This is a genomic window from Aeromonas sp. 130281 (assembly GCF_056642115.1).
This window is the reverse complement of the sequence record NZ_JBWVQS010000002.1, coordinates 20,956-35,198: the sequence shown is the minus strand read 5'-3', so window position 1 is coordinate 35,198 and position 14,243 is coordinate 20,956. Positions and strand designations below refer to the sequence as shown.

The window sequence follows — 14,243 nt, the reverse complement described above, 5'->3', positions numbered from 1 at the left end:
CGAGCCCTGTCGAAAACAGCGAGGCCACCCCAGGGGTGGCCTCGTTTTTTTCGCTTCCTGACGGCCTTAGATGCCGAGAGAGTCCAGCAGATCGTCGTGCTCGTTGCTCGCCGGGGCGACCGCCTGGGCCGGCTTGGTCGCCGCCAGCTTTGCCTGGGCGATCAGCTCGTCCGGATCGACCTCCTCCTGCACTCCGCCATCGTGGATCCGGATAAACTCTGTCCTGTCCATGGCCAGCTCCAGATAGAAGATGTTGTTGCTGGCGGTGAAGAAGGTGACCCTGCGGGTCTCGGGGTTGTCGAGGTTGGTGTCGACGCTCAGCATCACCTGCTTGTTGAGGGCCAGCATCTTGGGCTGGTTCTGGGTGATGTGGGTCTGCAGCTCGCGCCCCACCTTGCCGGTGAAGCTGCCGACGATCTGGTTCATCAGCTCGCCCATGACGTTGCTCACCTCATCCGAGGTGTGGGAGATGGCGAGATCCTCCTTGGAGAGCCCCATGCTGAGCATGTAGCTCTGGTAGAGCTCCATGGCCGCGGCGGCGGAGAAGTTGATCACCACCAGCCCGGAGAAGCCCCCGTCGAACAGCACGAAGCAGCCGATGTCCGGCTTGAGGCAGGTCTTGCTGATCCGTTGCACCATGCCGGAGAAGCGCACCTGGGTCTGGGTCGCCGCACTCAATACGCTCGTCACCGAATTGCACAGGCTCAGCAGCACGTCCTCTGTGGTCAATACGGCATCATCCTCGGATCTTGTCACTATCATGGAACCTTCCTGCTGATCGAAAAAATAGGCTTGTCTGTCTCACCGCCCATGTCATCACGCGCGCGTCAGATACGCTAACAGATTGCGTGATCCCGGTGTTGAAACCGCGAGCCGCCTCTCACTTGACCGTATTGTCAGTCAGAAACGGCTGGAATCCGCCCAGGGTGGCCAACCGGGCTCGCCAGTTATCGGCCTGCTGTCGCAAATCTTGTGCCTGATAGGGGATAGCGGGGTGAGCTCCCCAGATGGGACCGGGCCAGGCGGCATCCGAGCTGAAGCGGGCGACATGGTGCAGGTGCAGCTGGGGCACCAGGTTGCCGAGCGCCGCCACGTTGATCTTGTCCGGATTGAGCGCGTGCTCCATCAGGGTGGCGACGGCGCAGGACTCCTGCATCAGCTGTTGCTGCTGCGCGGGGGCCAGGTGGTGGATTTCCCGCAGTCCGGCGACCCTGGGCACCAGGATGAGCCAGGGATACTGGCTGTCTTTGGCCAGCAGCACGCGGCAAAGGGGGAGATCCCCGAGTATCTGGGTATCCGCCTGCAGGCGGGGATGCAATTCAAACATGGGGCCTCGCTGGTCAACATGGGCACGTCAGGAGATGAGTGTGCCCACGTTACTGCAACGGGGGGCAAACTTAAAGCCGGGGCACGGCCCAACCGATGAAGCGCTTGCGAAGTTCGGGGTCCGCCCGCAGGAAGAGTTGCTGCAACTGCCCCTCCAGCTCGCTGGCGGGTACTGACGGGGCCAGGACCGCTGCCGTGGTCGCCAGCACCGCCTTGCCCGTGCCGCGGTTGTACTCCATCAGCCTGGCGTGCCAGTCCATGCCGATCTGCATGCCGTTGACCACCAGGGCCTCCTGCTGCACCTGCAGGGGCTTGTCCCCCGCCAGCAGACTCACGACCGGCGCCTTGGCGTAGCGCTCCATGCCTTTCTCGTCGGTGGGCACCAGGGCCTTCAGGCGTACCGACTGGCCGCTGGCCTCATAGCGGATCACCTGGGGCTCGGAGCGGATCTGGCGATCGTTGTCGCTGCTGTTGCGACTCGGGATCACCCCCTCATAGCGCACCAGCAACTGCTGAGCCCCGTCGACCAGCACCCCATGCCGCTCGTCCTGCACCTTGCCGTCGCTCACCGCAAGGATCTGGAAATCCCCGGGGACCTCGACCCTGACCTCGGCCTGCACCGAGCTGACACACAACAACATGACCCCAACCCAACCCTGATGACCCTTCATTCCCGTCTCTCTCTGCTCGCTATGATGGGCGCAGGCTAGCAGCCGAAGATGACAGAAAAATAACGCGCGCCAGCCTCTCAGAGCAGGTAGTGGGGCCGCTCGGCAAACCACTGGGCCAGCACCTGCTTGAACAGCCGGATCTTGCGCGGCACCCGGCGCTGCTGGGCATGGAGCACATGCAGCGGGTGCAGGCCAGTCTGCCACTCCGACAGCACGGCCACCAGTTCGCCTCTGGCCAGGCTCGTCTCCACCAGCATCAGCGGGCACTTGGCAAACCCCATGCCCGAGCGGGCCAGTTGCAGCAGGGTGCTGTAGTGGTTGGCCCTCACCTTGCCCTGCACCAGGATGTGGGCCTCCTCCCCTGCCTTGCGAAAATGCCACTGCTCCCAGGCCGGGTTGTGCCCCTGGAGCAGACAGGGGCGCCCTCCCAGCTCATAGGGGGTGGCGGGGAGCCCCTCCCGGGCCAGCAGGGTCGGGCTCGCCACCACCACGTCTTTCAACTGCCCAAGGGGCAGCGCCACCAGGTTGTCCGGCACCTGATCCATGGCGCGCAGGGCGATGTCATTTTCCCCCTGGCTCATGTCGATCATGGCGTTGGTGAAGTTGAGCTCCACCTCGACCCCGGGGCAGAGCTCGGCGAAGCGCGCCAGCAGCTCGCTCACCATGGCATCCCCCGTGCTGACCGGGCAGGTGAAGCGCAGGCGACCGCTGTCCTCCTCGGTCAGGGCCTGGATGTCCTGCTCCGCCTGACGGGCCAGGGCGGCTATCTGCCCCGCCTGCACATAGAGGGTCCTGCCCGCCTCGGTCAGGCTGAGGCGACGGGTGGTGCGCTGCAACAGTTGCGCATTGAGGGCGGATTCCAGGGCGCTGACGTGGCGGCTCAGCATCCCCTTGCTCACCCCCAATGCATCGGCGGCGGCGGAGAAACTGCCGCGCTGCACCACCTCGTAGAAACTGCTCAGATGGGCGATCTCCATCCATTAGCTCCAATGTGGAAACAATGGGTTTATCTTAAGCGCTTTTTCTCCCTTTTCATCCAGCTATCATCAACACATCCCAACCAGGAGCGATAGAGATGAAGATTGTGATTGTGGGTGCCTCCGGCACCATAGGTTCCGCCGTCAGCGAGTTGCTTGCCAGAGACCACCAGGTGATCCGGGTCGGCCACAGCCGGGGGGATGCCACCGTCGACATGACGGATGGCGCCTCCATCGCCGCCCTGTTCGCGGGCATAGGCCGGTTCGATGCCCTGGTGGTCGCCAGCGGCAGCGTGGCCTTCAGCGCCCTGACCGAGATGACCGACGAGCAGTGGCAGCTGGGGATCCAGAGCAAGCTGATGGGGCAGATCAACCTGACCCGGGCCGCCATTCCCCATCTGAATGACAAAGGCTCCATCACCCTCATCAGCGGCATACTGAGCGAGGAGCCCATCAACTGGGGGGTGAGCGCGACCACCATCAACGGCGCCATCGAACACTTCGTGCGAGCCGCAGCCTGCGAATTGCCACGTGGCCTGCGCATCAACGTGGTGAGCCCCACCGTGCTGGAAGAGTCCATGGACAAGTACGCCGACTTCTTCCCGGGCTTCGTGCCCGTGCCCGCCGCCCGGGTGGCCCAGGCCTACAGGAAGTCGGTGCTGGGGGTGCAGAGCGGCCAGATCTTCCGGGTCAATGGCTGAGGCCACCCTCCCTCACTGCCAGACGCCAATAAAAACGGGCCCCGTCATGGGGCCCGTCTGTTTGTCTGCTTGCTGCCTTCACCGCCGGCAAACGTTTGTGCGCCGGTGGCAAAAAAAGGCGGTCAGCCTCAGTCGATCAGACCGTATTGCTCGCGCAGCACCTCGATGATCTCCTGCTTGGGATTGGCACTGCGCACCAGCTTGTGACCGATGACCTTCTCGGCGATCCCCACGTAGGTATGGGAGATGTCCATCATCACCTCGGTGGGCAGCTTGTTGTCCCGGGCCAGGGCGAAGCGTTCCGGCATGCGGTTCTTGTTGAGTAGAATGTCCGGATCCGGGAAGTGGTTCAGCAGCCACTGGCGGAAGCCCTCTTTGGACTTCTCGACGATCTCGCCATTGCGCAGGGCGGCGCCGTCCCAGATGCGGGAGCTGTCGGGGGTGCCCACTTCGTCCATGTAGATGAGCTTCTCGCGACCGGCGGCATCCTGGACATAGCCAAACTCGAACTTGGTGTCGACGAAGATCTGATCGAGCGCGGCCAGGGCCTCGCTGATGACGTTGAAGCCCTCCTTGAGCAGCGTTTCATAGCGATCGATGTCCGCCGGGGAGCGGAAACCGAAGGCCTGATGGTGGCGCGCTATGTCGGCACGGGAGACGTTGACGTCGTCCGCTTCAGGCACGCCATCCAGCCCCTTGAGGATCCCTTTGGTAGACGGGGTGATGAGGATCTCGGGCAGCTTCTGATCCTTCTTCAGCCCTTCCGGCAACGTGATGCCGCAGAACTCCCGCTCGCCGTCCTTGTAGGCACGCCACATGGAGCCGGTGATGTACTGGCGGGCGATGGCTTCGATCATCACCGGGCGGGCCTTTTGCACTATCCAGACGAAGGGGTGCGGTATGTCCAGGATGTGGCTGTCCGCCAACCCCTTCTCCTTGAACAGCTTGAACCAGTGGCTGGAGATGGCATTGAGTGCAGCCCCCTTGCCCGGCACGCCGTTCAAGCCATCCACACCCTGCCAGATGCAGTCGAAGGCCGAGATACGGTCGCTGATCACCATGAGGGCGAGGGGCGTATCGGCCGGCACATCATAGCCTTTCTCTCTTATGAGCCGGGCACTGTCTGCGGGGGTCAACCAGTAGACGCTGCGCACTTTGCCGGAATGGACAGGTTTATCGGTACGGATCGGCAAATCGTCATTCACCGCCAATACTTGATCTGCAAGACTCATGGCTAATAACACTTCCTGTTGTGGGACTGACAAGACAGGCGCATCAGGCTCCTGTCTACGAGGGATTCATTCACGCGAAGCAGCGCCAGGCCTCTCTGCCGGGACAGGCTCCCAAGAGGGCTCTCTGCGCGAACTCCACATAACAAAACAGGGGCACCAGGCCCCTGTTTCTATTCTGCTTTCGCGGCCTGATCGGCCACGCCTTTGGCAAAGGCCTCGGACAGGCTGATATACATCTGGGAGATGACACCGGATGCGACCGGCTTCTTGTCCTTGTCGAACAGGGTGATGGAGGTCTTGCCCCCGGCCATCTCGCCCAGCTGGAAGCGGTACTGGTCTTCCTCCAGCTTGAACGGCTCGGCCCCCTTGGCCTGCCAGAACTCGGCATTGGGCTCGTCATACTCGACGTCGATCCAGCCCAGGGACTGCTGGGTATCCTTGATGGTGAAGCCGTAGGCCGGCAGCACCTGATTGAGACGGCGCCAGACCTGCTCGAAGGAACCATCGGCAATCCAGGCACTCAGCTCGTTGTTGTCCAGACCCAGCTCCAGGCCCATGCCATCGGTGGACTTGTGCTGTTCGCGGGCCTTGAGCTGCTTGTCGTAGTAGAGGGAGAACTGGTTCAGCGCCCGGGTCGCATAGCGCTGGGCATCGGCCGGGGTCAGCACTGTGCTGGTCTCGCCGTCTATGGTCTCTTCATGATCCAGCACCCGCACCGACATGTTGACGGCGTGACGCTGCACATCGTTGCGCAGGGTGAACTGGTAGCGTTGACGGATGCGGAAGTCGTCGTCCTCCTCCGCCCAGCCATCGAGGGCGGCGGAGTTGTCAAACCAGCCGGTCTGCAACACGCCAGCCTGCTGATCCAGCTTCTCCGTGGTGACCTTGTGCTGGGCCAGGAAGTTCATCAGGAAGGCCCAGGTATCGCGCTCCACGCTCTGGCTGGTGCTCAGGGCATAGAAGGCCAGGGTAGGTTCGCTGGCCTTGGCCACCACCTGACTGCCAGGGACCACTGTCAGCAGCTGGGCTGGCGGACGCACGTCCACCTTGGCGCCGATGGCACCTTCGCGGCTGCTCTCCGGCAGGGCCGGAATGTCGAAATTACTGTTAAAGGCGGGGGTACTCAACCCGGCGGGCACGAGGAAGGCGCGACCTTCGAGGCGGCTCTCTTCATACTCGAAGCCACGGTTGGCCATCTTGCGATCCTGGGGTGAGCTACAGGCTGCCAACACGGCAACAGTCGCGACACTCAGCACCAGGCGCACTGCATTTCCCTTTCCATTTGCTTTAAACACTCGCCATCAACTCCGCAGTCGTCAGTGCTCGCGCCATCGCCTGTTCCCCCTCGGGGGTGAGGTCGGTCAGTGGCAGGCGCAAGGTCGCCGTCGCCATCAATCCCAGTCGGGCACAGGCCCACTTCACCGGGATGGGACTCGGTTCGCAGAACAGAGTCTGATGCAACGGCATCAATCGATTGTTGATGTCATGAGCCTGCCCGGCATCACCGGCCAGCGCAGCACGACACATGTCGGCCATCTGGGGCGCCGCAATATTGGTGGTGACCGAAATGACGCCATCGCCCCCTTGCAGCATAAAATCACATCCGCTGGCATCATCGCCACTATAAAGCGCGAAATCCGGCCCGCACAACTCGCGCAGCAGCGGGGTGCGGCTCAAATCACCCGTCGCTTCTTTCAAACCGATAATGCCGGGAACCTTGGCCAGACGAGCCACGGTCTCCGGTTTGAGATCGCAGCAGGTGCGACCGGGCACATTATAGAGAATTTGAGGCAGACCACTAGCCTCGGCGATCGCACAATAGTGACGATAGAGACCTTCCTGAGTGGGTTTGTTGTAATAAGGGGTCACAGAGAGGCCCGCCACCACGCCGGTCTGGGCGAAACGCCGGGAGAGAGCGATGGCATGAGCTGTGTTGTTGGAGCCGCAGCCCGCGATAACCGGAATGCGGCCGGCGGCGAACTCGACGGTTTTTTCCACGACGGCGATATGTTCCTGCTCGCTCAGGGTGACCGACTCTCCCGTGGTGCCCACCGCGACTATGGCACTGGTGCCGGCACCGACATGATACTCAACCAGGGCCGCCAGACTGGTCCAATCGATCTCACCCGAGGCCAGCATGGGGGTAACGAGCGCAACAATACTACCGCGTAACATGGATATTTCTCCCGATTTTCAGGGGCGTAATGGTAAAGCTGCCCCTTTTGAAAAACAAGGGAGGCAAGGGACAAGCCGTGTTACCATCCGCCACAAAACGTATGGATGCACGAGGGCAGGAGAGAGCCCGGAGCAGGGCGTCATGCCCGTCAGGCGCTCGCTCTCACCGCATTCGCTATAAATGGACGAGAGACGATTTATGACTCACTACCTGGTCGTAACGGCCATCGGCACGGACAGGCCTGGCATCGTCAATGAGGTTACCCGTCACGTCAGTGGCTGCGGTTGCAACATTGTCGACAGCCGTCTTGGCATCTTCGGCAACGAATTCACTTTCATCATGCTGTTGTCCGGTGACTGGAACAGCTTGATGCAGCTTGAGATAAGCCTCCCCCTGCGCAGCCAGGAGTGGGATCTCATCACCATGATGAAGCGCACCGAGCGCCACCACTCCCTGCAATACGACATCAGCGCCAGCGCCGAGGTGCTGATCCGAGATCAGCCGGGCATCGTAAGCCAGTGCACCCAGTTCTTCAGCGATCACGGCTGGGATATCCAGGCCATGCAGACCGTCACCCTCGAGCAGCAACCCTTCAACCTGCTCAAGGCCAATTTCCAGCTCAATCAGGCCAAGCAGGGGGAGGCGGCGGACTCGAAGACGGCCTTCGCCGATTTCTGTCGTGAACTGGGTGCCGAGTCATTCGAGTTCATCGTCAATCACAAATACGCCTGACGGCGTTTATCCGAGGAGACCCCATGCAGCCACTACAAGTTGGTACTCAGGCCCCCGATTTTTCCCTCTCCGATCAGGATGGTCAGCAGGTCAGCCTGTCCTCCCTGCGGGGCAAGAAGGTGCTCATCTATTTCTATCCCAAGGCGATGACCCCGGGCTGCACCACCCAGGCCTGCGGCCTGCGCGACGTCAATGCCGAGCTGGCCGCACTCAACGTGGTGGTGCTCGGCATCAGCCCGGATCCGGTCAAGCGCCTGAAGAAGTTCGAGGAGCGCGACAGCCTGAACTTCCGGCTGCTGGCCGATGAGGATCATGCCGTGGCCGATGCCTTTGGCGTCTGGGGTCCGAAGAAGTTCATGGGCAAGGAGTATGACGGCATCCATCGGCTGAGCTTCCTCATCGATGAGGAGGGCAAGGTGGCCCATCGCTTCGACAAGTTCAAGACCAGCGATCACCATCAGGTGGTGCTCGACCTCGTCAAGGGCTGACCCCCGCAAGTTCAGACACGACAACAGGGCCTGCAGATGCAGGCCCTGGTCGTTTGCACCCGGCGCTGCCACGCAAGAGCCGGGGATGTCCTGCCAAAAACGGCGCCCCTATTGCGCCCTCCTCCCCGTTTTTCTCGCCAACCTCCCCTATCAGATCAAAAAATTCATCCTGGATATGGGTTAACGTGACCCCAGATTCATTTTCCAGCGAGACAGCCCATGAACATGAGCCATACCGAACGCCTGATCCTGAGCAATCAGTACGAGATCCTGGCCAAACTCAACCCGGAGAAGGCGGCGTTTTACCAGCGGGCCAGCACCATAGTCGAACGTGGCTACTGCCTGCAGATCCTCGAGCTGGAGAAGAGCTTCGGCCACCTGGATCTCGCCACCTGCCAGGAGGTGCTGGACACCCTGGAGCTGCACCATGCGCTGGCCATCTCCTGGGGCAACCTCGACGCCGGTACCCGGGCCGAGGTGAACGAGAGCCGTCTGGCCTTCAACGGCTACAGCCGCAGCCAGGAGCGGGAACTGGCGGATTATGTCTGCTTCCTGCTGGAGGTGGACAAGCGCTTCCCCGAGCTGCCCTGCCCCTGCGACGAGCTCTCCAGCGACATCGCCATGCGCGACAAGTACCAGCGCATGCTGGCGGCCTGGCGTCAGTGCCCCCGTCAGTACAAGCTCTCCATCCAGGAGATCAGCAAGGTGCTGGCCGCCTGAATGTAAAAAAGGCGCCTGATGGCGCCTTTTGCTCCCCTGCCGGGGTTATTCGTAGAGGAAGGATTTGTCCAGCTGCTTGAAGGCGGCGTTGAGGGTATCGGCCAGCTCCTCGTAACGGGGGCGGGCCACCAGCTGACGATGGCCCCCCTGCTCGTTCATCTTGCCGTTGATCTCCCGATACCAGTTGGCGAGGGAAGGCGGAAGGCGGGTATCGGCACGCTGGCCGAGCCAGTAATAGCCTTGCAGCGGCAGGCTGAGCAGGAACAACACTGAGGCCATGACGGAGGGCCAGTAGTGCAGCTCGCCGAACTGGAACTGCAGCATGACGCTGAGCACGGCGAGCGCCGGGATGACCCTGAGGGCGAACTCGGTGGCCTTGATCACCCGATTCTCCGGGAACATGGAATTAAGCTCGGGACGGCGCGGCCAAAGAGTCATATAATGACGGCCTTGCTGTAATTTAGTTCCAAAAATGTTCATGCTCATACTACCTCCGAGCTCTTTTTGAACGTATTAACGGCAAAACCTCGACAATATTTGAGAGGCAATAACAAAGGTTGAGGATGACTTTGTTATTTTTCAACAATCAGGTTATCCTTTGTACGCCCAATTTTTACGCCAGTGGTTTGCTGCTGGCCTGTCAGGGACGTCAGAATTTCGGGTCTTGTATCACTATACAAGGGGCAAGCAACAGATTGCCAACCCTCATAAGGATAAGTTGATAGTTTTTGGGCGCACCGCGTCCGGCGCATCCTCCAACCCAACCCAATCTGCGATAGGATTTATTCATGAGTAAGCTGGTTCTTGTTCTTAACTGTGGCAGCTCGTCCCTGAAGTTTGCTGTCATTGACGCAACCACCGGTGATGATCTGCTGTCCGGCCTGGCCGAGTGCTTCAACCTCGACGACGCCCGCATCAAGTGGAAGCTCAACGGCGAAAAGGGCAGCGCCGATCTGGGTGCCGGTGCCGCTCACCAGGAAGCGCTGGACTATATCGTCCACAAGATCCTGCCGCTCAACCCTGAACTGTCCAAGAACCTGATTGCCATCGGCCACCGCGTGGTACACGGCGGCGAGCAATTCACTTCTTCCGTGCGGATCTGCAAAGACGTGATCGCCGGTATCGAAGCCGCCATTCCTTACGCTCCGCTGCACAACCCGGCTCACCTGATCGGCATCCGTGCCGCCCTCAAGGTGTTCCCTGAGCTGGCCGAGAAGAACGTCGCCGTGTTCGACACCGCCTTCCACCAGACCATGCCGGAAGAAGCCTTCCTGTACGCCCTGCCGTACAAGCTCTACAAAGAGAACGGCATCCGTCGCTACGGCGCCCACGGCACCAGCCACTACTACATCAGCCTGGAAGCCGCCAAGCAGCTGAACAAACCGGTTGAAGAGCTCAACATCATCAACTGCCACCTGGGCAACGGCGGCTCCGTCTGCGCCATCAAGAACGGCAAGTCCGTCGACACCTCCATGGGTCTGACCCCGCTGGAAGGCCTGGTGATGGGTACCCGTTCCGGTGACATCGATCCGGCCATCATCTTCTTCCTGCACGACAAGCTGGGCATGAGCGTCGCCGAGATCAACACCATGCTGACCAAGGAATCCGGCCTGCAGGGTCTGACCGAAGTCACCTCCGACTGCCGTTTCGTTGAAGACAACTACGACAGCAAGGAAGAAGCCAAGCGCGCCATGGACGTGTACTGCTACCGTCTGGCCAAGTACATCGGTGCCTACGCCGCCGCCATGGACGGTCGTCTGGATGCCGTGGTCTTCACCGGCGGCATCGGCGAGAACTCCGCCCCGATCCGTGAGATCACCCTGAACAAGCTGGGCCTGCTGGGCTTTGACGTCGACCACGACGCCAACCTGAAGGCGCGCTTCGGCAAGGGTGGCGAGATCACCAAGGCTGGCTCCACCAAGGCCCTGGTTATCCCGACCAACGAAGAGTGGGTCATTGCCCACGACGCGCTGGAACTGGTCGGCGCATAAATTAGCTGTAGAGCAAGGCCGCCCCAGGGCGGCCTTTTCCTGATCCCAAAAATGAACAAGGGGTAATAAGTGGCACGCACTATTATGCTCATCCCGGTCGGCACTGGTGTCGGCGTAACTTCCGTGAGCCTTGGCGTCGTTCGCGCCATGGAACGTCACGGTGTCAATGTCAGCTTCTTCAAACCGGTTGCCCAGCCGCGTCCGGGTGAAACCGGTACCGAGCGCTCCACCGCCGTGATCCGCGCCGCCGCCAACATCAACCCGCCCGAGCCGTTCGCCCTCTCCTACGCCGAGAACATGATCACCTCCAGCAACACCGATATCCTGCTGGAAGAGATAGTTGCTCGCTTCGAAGAGCACGTGAAGACCAGCGGTGCCGAAGTGGTGGTGATCGAAGGCCTGGTGCCGACCGACAAGCAACCCTTTGCCAACAAGCTGAACTACGACGTCGCCAAGGCGCTGGATGCCGACATGGTGTTCGTGACCCATCCGGGCAACGACTCCAGCCAGAAGCTCAAAGAGCGCATCGAGCTGGCCTGCTCCAACTTCGGTGGCGTCAGCAACCCGCGCATCGTGGGCTGCGTCATCAACAAGGTGGGTGCACCGGTTGACGAGCACGGCGTGACCCGCCCCGATCTGACCGAGATGTTCGAGGCCCATCACCACACCTCCGACACCGCCCACAACCTGGAAGTGCTGCAGGTGTTCGGCAAGAGCCCGCTGCGCATCCTCGGCTGCATCCCCTGGAACACCCAGCTGATCGCCCCGCGCGCCAAGGATCTCGCCAAGCACCTGGCCGCCAAGATCCTGCACAAGGGTGAGCTGGACAGCCGTCGCCTGCAGACCGTGACCTTCTGTGCCCGCTCCATCCACAACATGATCGAGCACTTCCGTCCGGGCAGCCTGCTGGTGACCTCAGGCGACCGCTCCGACGTCATCGTCTCCGCCTGCCTCTCCGCCATGAACGGCGTCAAGCTGGGTGCCCTGCTGCTGACCGGCAACTACCACCCTGAGCCGCAAGTCATCGCCCTGTGCCAACAGGCCATGGCCACCGGCCTGCCGATCATGATCACCGGCACCAACACTTGGCAGACCGCCGTCAGCCTGCAGAACTTCAACGTCGACATCCCGGAAGATGACCGCGAGCGTATCGAGCTGGTGCAGGACTATGTGGCTGGCCACATCGACAAGCACTGGATCGAGTCTCTCTCTGCCAAGTCCACCCGCTCCCGTCGTCTGAGCCCGCCGGCCTTCCGCTATCAGCTGACCGAGCTGGCCCGTCAGGCCAACAAGCGCGTCGTGCTGCCGGAAGGGGAAGAGCCGCGGACCATCAAGGCTGCCGCCATCTGTGCCGAGCGTGGCATCGCCCGTCCGGTGCTGCTGGGCAACCCGGAAGAGATCCGTCGCGTCGCCGAACAGCAGGGTGTGGTACTGACCGATCGCGTCGAGATCATCGACCCGCTGGAAGTGCGCGAGCGCTATGTGCCGCGTCTGGTCGAGCTGCGCAAGAACAAGGGCATGACCGAAGTGGTCGCTCGCGAACAGCTGGAAGACAACGTGGTGCTGGGCACCATGATGCTGGAGCGTGGTGAAGTGGACGGTCTGGTTTCCGGCGCCGTGCACACCACAGCCAACACCATTCGTCCGCCGATGCAGATCATCAAGACTGCCCCGGGTTCGTCCCTCATCTCCTCCATCTTCTTCATGCTGCTGCCTGATCAGGTGCTGGTGTACGGTGACTGCGCCATCAACCCGGATCCGAGCGCCGAACAGCTGGCCGAGATCGCCATCCAGTCCGCCGACTCCGCTGCCGCCTTCGGCATCGAGCCGCGCGTCGCCATGATCTCCTACTCCACCGGTACCTCTGGCGCCGGCGCGGACGTCGAGAAGGTGCGCGAAGCGACCGAGCTGGCCAAGGCCAAGCGCCCCGACCTCATCATCGACGGCCCGCTGCAGTACGACGCGGCCATCATGGAGAACGTGGCCAAGTCCAAGGCACCGAACTCACCGGTCGCGGGTAAAGCTACCGTGTTCGTGTTCCCGGATCTGAACACCGGCAACACCACCTACAAGGCGGTACAGCGCTCCGCCGAGCTGGTCTCCATCGGTCCCATGCTGCAAGGCATGCGCAAGCCGGTCAACGACCTGTCCCGTGGCGCCCTGGTAGACGACATCGTCTACACCATCGCCCTGACCGGTATCCAGGCAGCCCAGGCCGAGTAATATCGCCCAGTGCTGACCCTGTGAAAAACCCGCCTTCCGGCGGGTTTTTTTATGGCGGCGAGATGTTGATCCACAAGATCAAATCAGGATCCTGAGCAGATCCCTCGATCTGACGCAGGGGCTCATCTGGCAAGGCGCTGGCGATAAGCAAACACTCACACCCGCGCAGGGGGATTGCACAATTGCGATCCAGTCAGGATCAAATCAGAATATCCCTTTAAGATCAGCAAACTAACGCCAGACACACCGCTAATCTACAGAGTTTTCCACAGCTTTTGTGGATAGTTTACCGATCATTTGAAAGAAAATGACAGGTGCAGGCCCTCCCTTCCCCCCTTCTCTTTCACCCCTCACGCCTCGATGGCCCCCTGATGCTTTAGCCAGAAGCCCTACCGGCCTCCCACAATTGCCCGCAAAGCAGCCAGGCACGAAAAAGGGCTCCGAAGAGCCCTTGAACAACCATTCCACGTCCGGCCATATCAGGGACGCAGGGATTTGTCCGCACGAGAGATACCGCAGACACCGGAGCGCACCACCTCGATGATCTCGTTGGTCTGGGCGGCAGTCTTGATGAAGGCGTCCAGCTTCTCGCTGGTGCCCACCAGCTGCACTGTGTACTGCTCGGGGGTGACGTCGACGATCTGGCCACGGAAGATGTCCGCCAGCCGTTTCAGCTCGTCGCGGGCACCACCGGCGGCCCGTGCCTTGACCAGGGCGATCTCCCGCTCGATGTGCTCCCCCTCGCTCAAATCGCACACCTTGAGCACGTCCACCAGCTTGTGCAGCTGCTTCTGGATCTGCTCCAGCACCCGCTCGTCGCCCATGGTGACTATGGTCATGCGCGACAGGGTGGGATCCTCGGTGGGGGCCACCGTCAGGGTCTCTATGTTGTAGCCGCGCTGGGAGAAGAGGCCCACCACACGGCTCAGGGCGCCGGATTCGTTCTCCAGCAGAACGGAAATTATATGTCTCATCAATGTCTCCCCGCCTTGCTCTGCCACATCCT

General features: G+C 61.3%; 15 protein-coding genes. 6 read left to right on the top strand and 9 right to left on the bottom strand.

Features of this window, described 5'->3' with window-relative positions; all coding sequences use genetic code 11:
- Positions 1–66: 66 nt before the first annotated feature.
- The 4 genes from AC1IN8_RS07170 to AC1IN8_RS07155 all read right to left on the bottom strand — a co-directional run bounded on the left by AC1IN8_RS07170 (position 67) and on the right by AC1IN8_RS07155 (position 2,974).
- A complete protein-coding gene (locus AC1IN8_RS07170; protein ID WP_202047112.1) occupies positions 67–762 on the bottom strand; it encodes a DUF3334 family protein in 696 nt (231 codons plus the stop codon).
- Positions 763–880: 118 nt separating this feature from the next.
- Positions 881–1,327 (bottom strand): HIT domain-containing protein, encoded by a 447-nt coding sequence (locus tag AC1IN8_RS07165; RefSeq protein WP_139435065.1) that lies wholly within the window; start codon positions 1,325–1,327, stop codon positions 881–883.
- Positions 1,328–1,397: 70 nt separating this feature from the next.
- The gene (locus AC1IN8_RS07160; RefSeq protein WP_479758485.1) at positions 1,398–1,997 is read right to left on the bottom strand and encodes a DUF2057 domain-containing protein; all 600 of its coding nucleotides are present in this window, start codon (positions 1,995–1,997) and stop codon (positions 1,398–1,400) included.
- Positions 1,998–2,074: 77 nt separating this feature from the next.
- On the bottom strand, positions 2,075–2,974 hold the full coding sequence (locus AC1IN8_RS07155; protein WP_479758484.1) for a LysR family transcriptional regulator: 900 nt from the start codon (positions 2,972–2,974) through the stop codon (positions 2,075–2,077).
- Positions 2,975–3,072: 98 nt separating this feature from the next.
- On the opposite strand from AC1IN8_RS07155, the gene AC1IN8_RS07150 reads away from it, so the two are divergent.
- On the top strand, positions 3,073–3,675 hold the full coding sequence (locus AC1IN8_RS07150) for a short chain dehydrogenase (protein WP_479758482.1): 603 nt from the start codon (positions 3,073–3,075) through the stop codon (positions 3,673–3,675).
- Between the two features lie 128 nt (positions 3,676–3,803).
- On the opposite strand, the gene AC1IN8_RS07145 is transcribed toward AC1IN8_RS07150, so the two are convergent.
- From AC1IN8_RS07145 to dapA, 3 genes are all read right to left on the bottom strand, one after another.
- The gene (locus tag AC1IN8_RS07145; protein ID WP_454010236.1) at positions 3,804–4,907 is read right to left on the bottom strand and encodes a phosphoribosylaminoimidazolesuccinocarboxamide synthase; all 1,104 of its coding nucleotides are present in this window, start codon (positions 4,905–4,907) and stop codon (positions 3,804–3,806) included.
- A 170-nt stretch (positions 4,908–5,077) separates the two neighbouring features.
- The gene (gene bamC / locus AC1IN8_RS07140; protein ID WP_139435072.1) at positions 5,078–6,202 is read right to left on the bottom strand and encodes an outer membrane protein assembly factor BamC; all 1,125 of its coding nucleotides are present in this window, start codon (positions 6,200–6,202) and stop codon (positions 5,078–5,080) included.
- Positions 6,195–7,082, bottom strand: a complete 888-nt coding sequence (dapA, locus tag AC1IN8_RS07135; RefSeq protein ID WP_139435074.1) for a 4-hydroxy-tetrahydrodipicolinate synthase — start codon at positions 7,080–7,082, stop codon at positions 6,195–6,197. The genes bamC and dapA overlap by 8 nt, the downstream gene beginning before the upstream one ends.
- Positions 7,083–7,281: 199 nt before the next feature.
- Here dapA and AC1IN8_RS07130 point away from each other — a divergent pair, with 199 nt between their 5' ends.
- The 3 genes from AC1IN8_RS07130 (at position 7,282) to AC1IN8_RS07120 (ending at position 9,023) form a co-directional block, all read left to right on the top strand.
- Complete coding sequence (locus tag AC1IN8_RS07130) at positions 7,282–7,815, top strand: glycine cleavage system transcriptional repressor (protein WP_025328154.1); 534 nt, start codon at positions 7,282–7,284, stop codon at positions 7,813–7,815.
- A gap of 23 nt (positions 7,816–7,838) precedes the next feature.
- On the top strand, positions 7,839–8,303 hold the full coding sequence (bcp, locus tag AC1IN8_RS07125; protein ID WP_479758481.1) for a thioredoxin-dependent thiol peroxidase: 465 nt from the start codon (positions 7,839–7,841) through the stop codon (positions 8,301–8,303).
- A 219-nt stretch (positions 8,304–8,522) separates the two neighbouring features.
- A complete protein-coding gene (locus tag AC1IN8_RS07120) occupies positions 8,523–9,023 on the top strand; it encodes a YfbU family protein (RefSeq protein WP_005323826.1) in 501 nt (166 codons plus the stop codon).
- A 45-nt stretch (positions 9,024–9,068) separates the two neighbouring features.
- Here AC1IN8_RS07120 and yfbV read toward each other — a convergent pair whose 3' ends face one another.
- A complete protein-coding gene (yfbV, locus tag AC1IN8_RS07115) occupies positions 9,069–9,509 on the bottom strand; it encodes a terminus macrodomain insulation protein YfbV (protein ID WP_025328157.1) in 441 nt (146 codons plus the stop codon).
- Positions 9,510–9,811: 302 nt separating this feature from the next.
- Between yfbV and AC1IN8_RS07110 the strand changes: the two genes are divergently transcribed.
- Together AC1IN8_RS07110 and pta are read left to right on the top strand one after the other, a co-directional pair.
- Positions 9,812–11,014, top strand: a complete 1,203-nt coding sequence (locus AC1IN8_RS07110) for an acetate kinase (RefSeq protein ID WP_025328158.1) — start codon at positions 9,812–9,814, stop codon at positions 11,012–11,014.
- A 69-nt stretch (positions 11,015–11,083) separates the two neighbouring features.
- Positions 11,084–13,237 (top strand): phosphate acetyltransferase, encoded by a 2,154-nt coding sequence (gene pta / locus AC1IN8_RS07105; protein ID WP_025328159.1) that lies wholly within the window; start codon positions 11,084–11,086, stop codon positions 13,235–13,237.
- Positions 13,238–13,716: 479 nt separating this feature from the next.
- Here the strand turns inward: pta and ilvN are convergent, their stop codons facing one another.
- Positions 13,717–14,211 (bottom strand): acetolactate synthase small subunit, encoded by a 495-nt coding sequence (gene ilvN / locus AC1IN8_RS07100; protein WP_025328160.1) that lies wholly within the window; start codon positions 14,209–14,211, stop codon positions 13,717–13,719.
- Between the last annotated feature and the right edge of the window lie 32 nt (positions 14,212–14,243).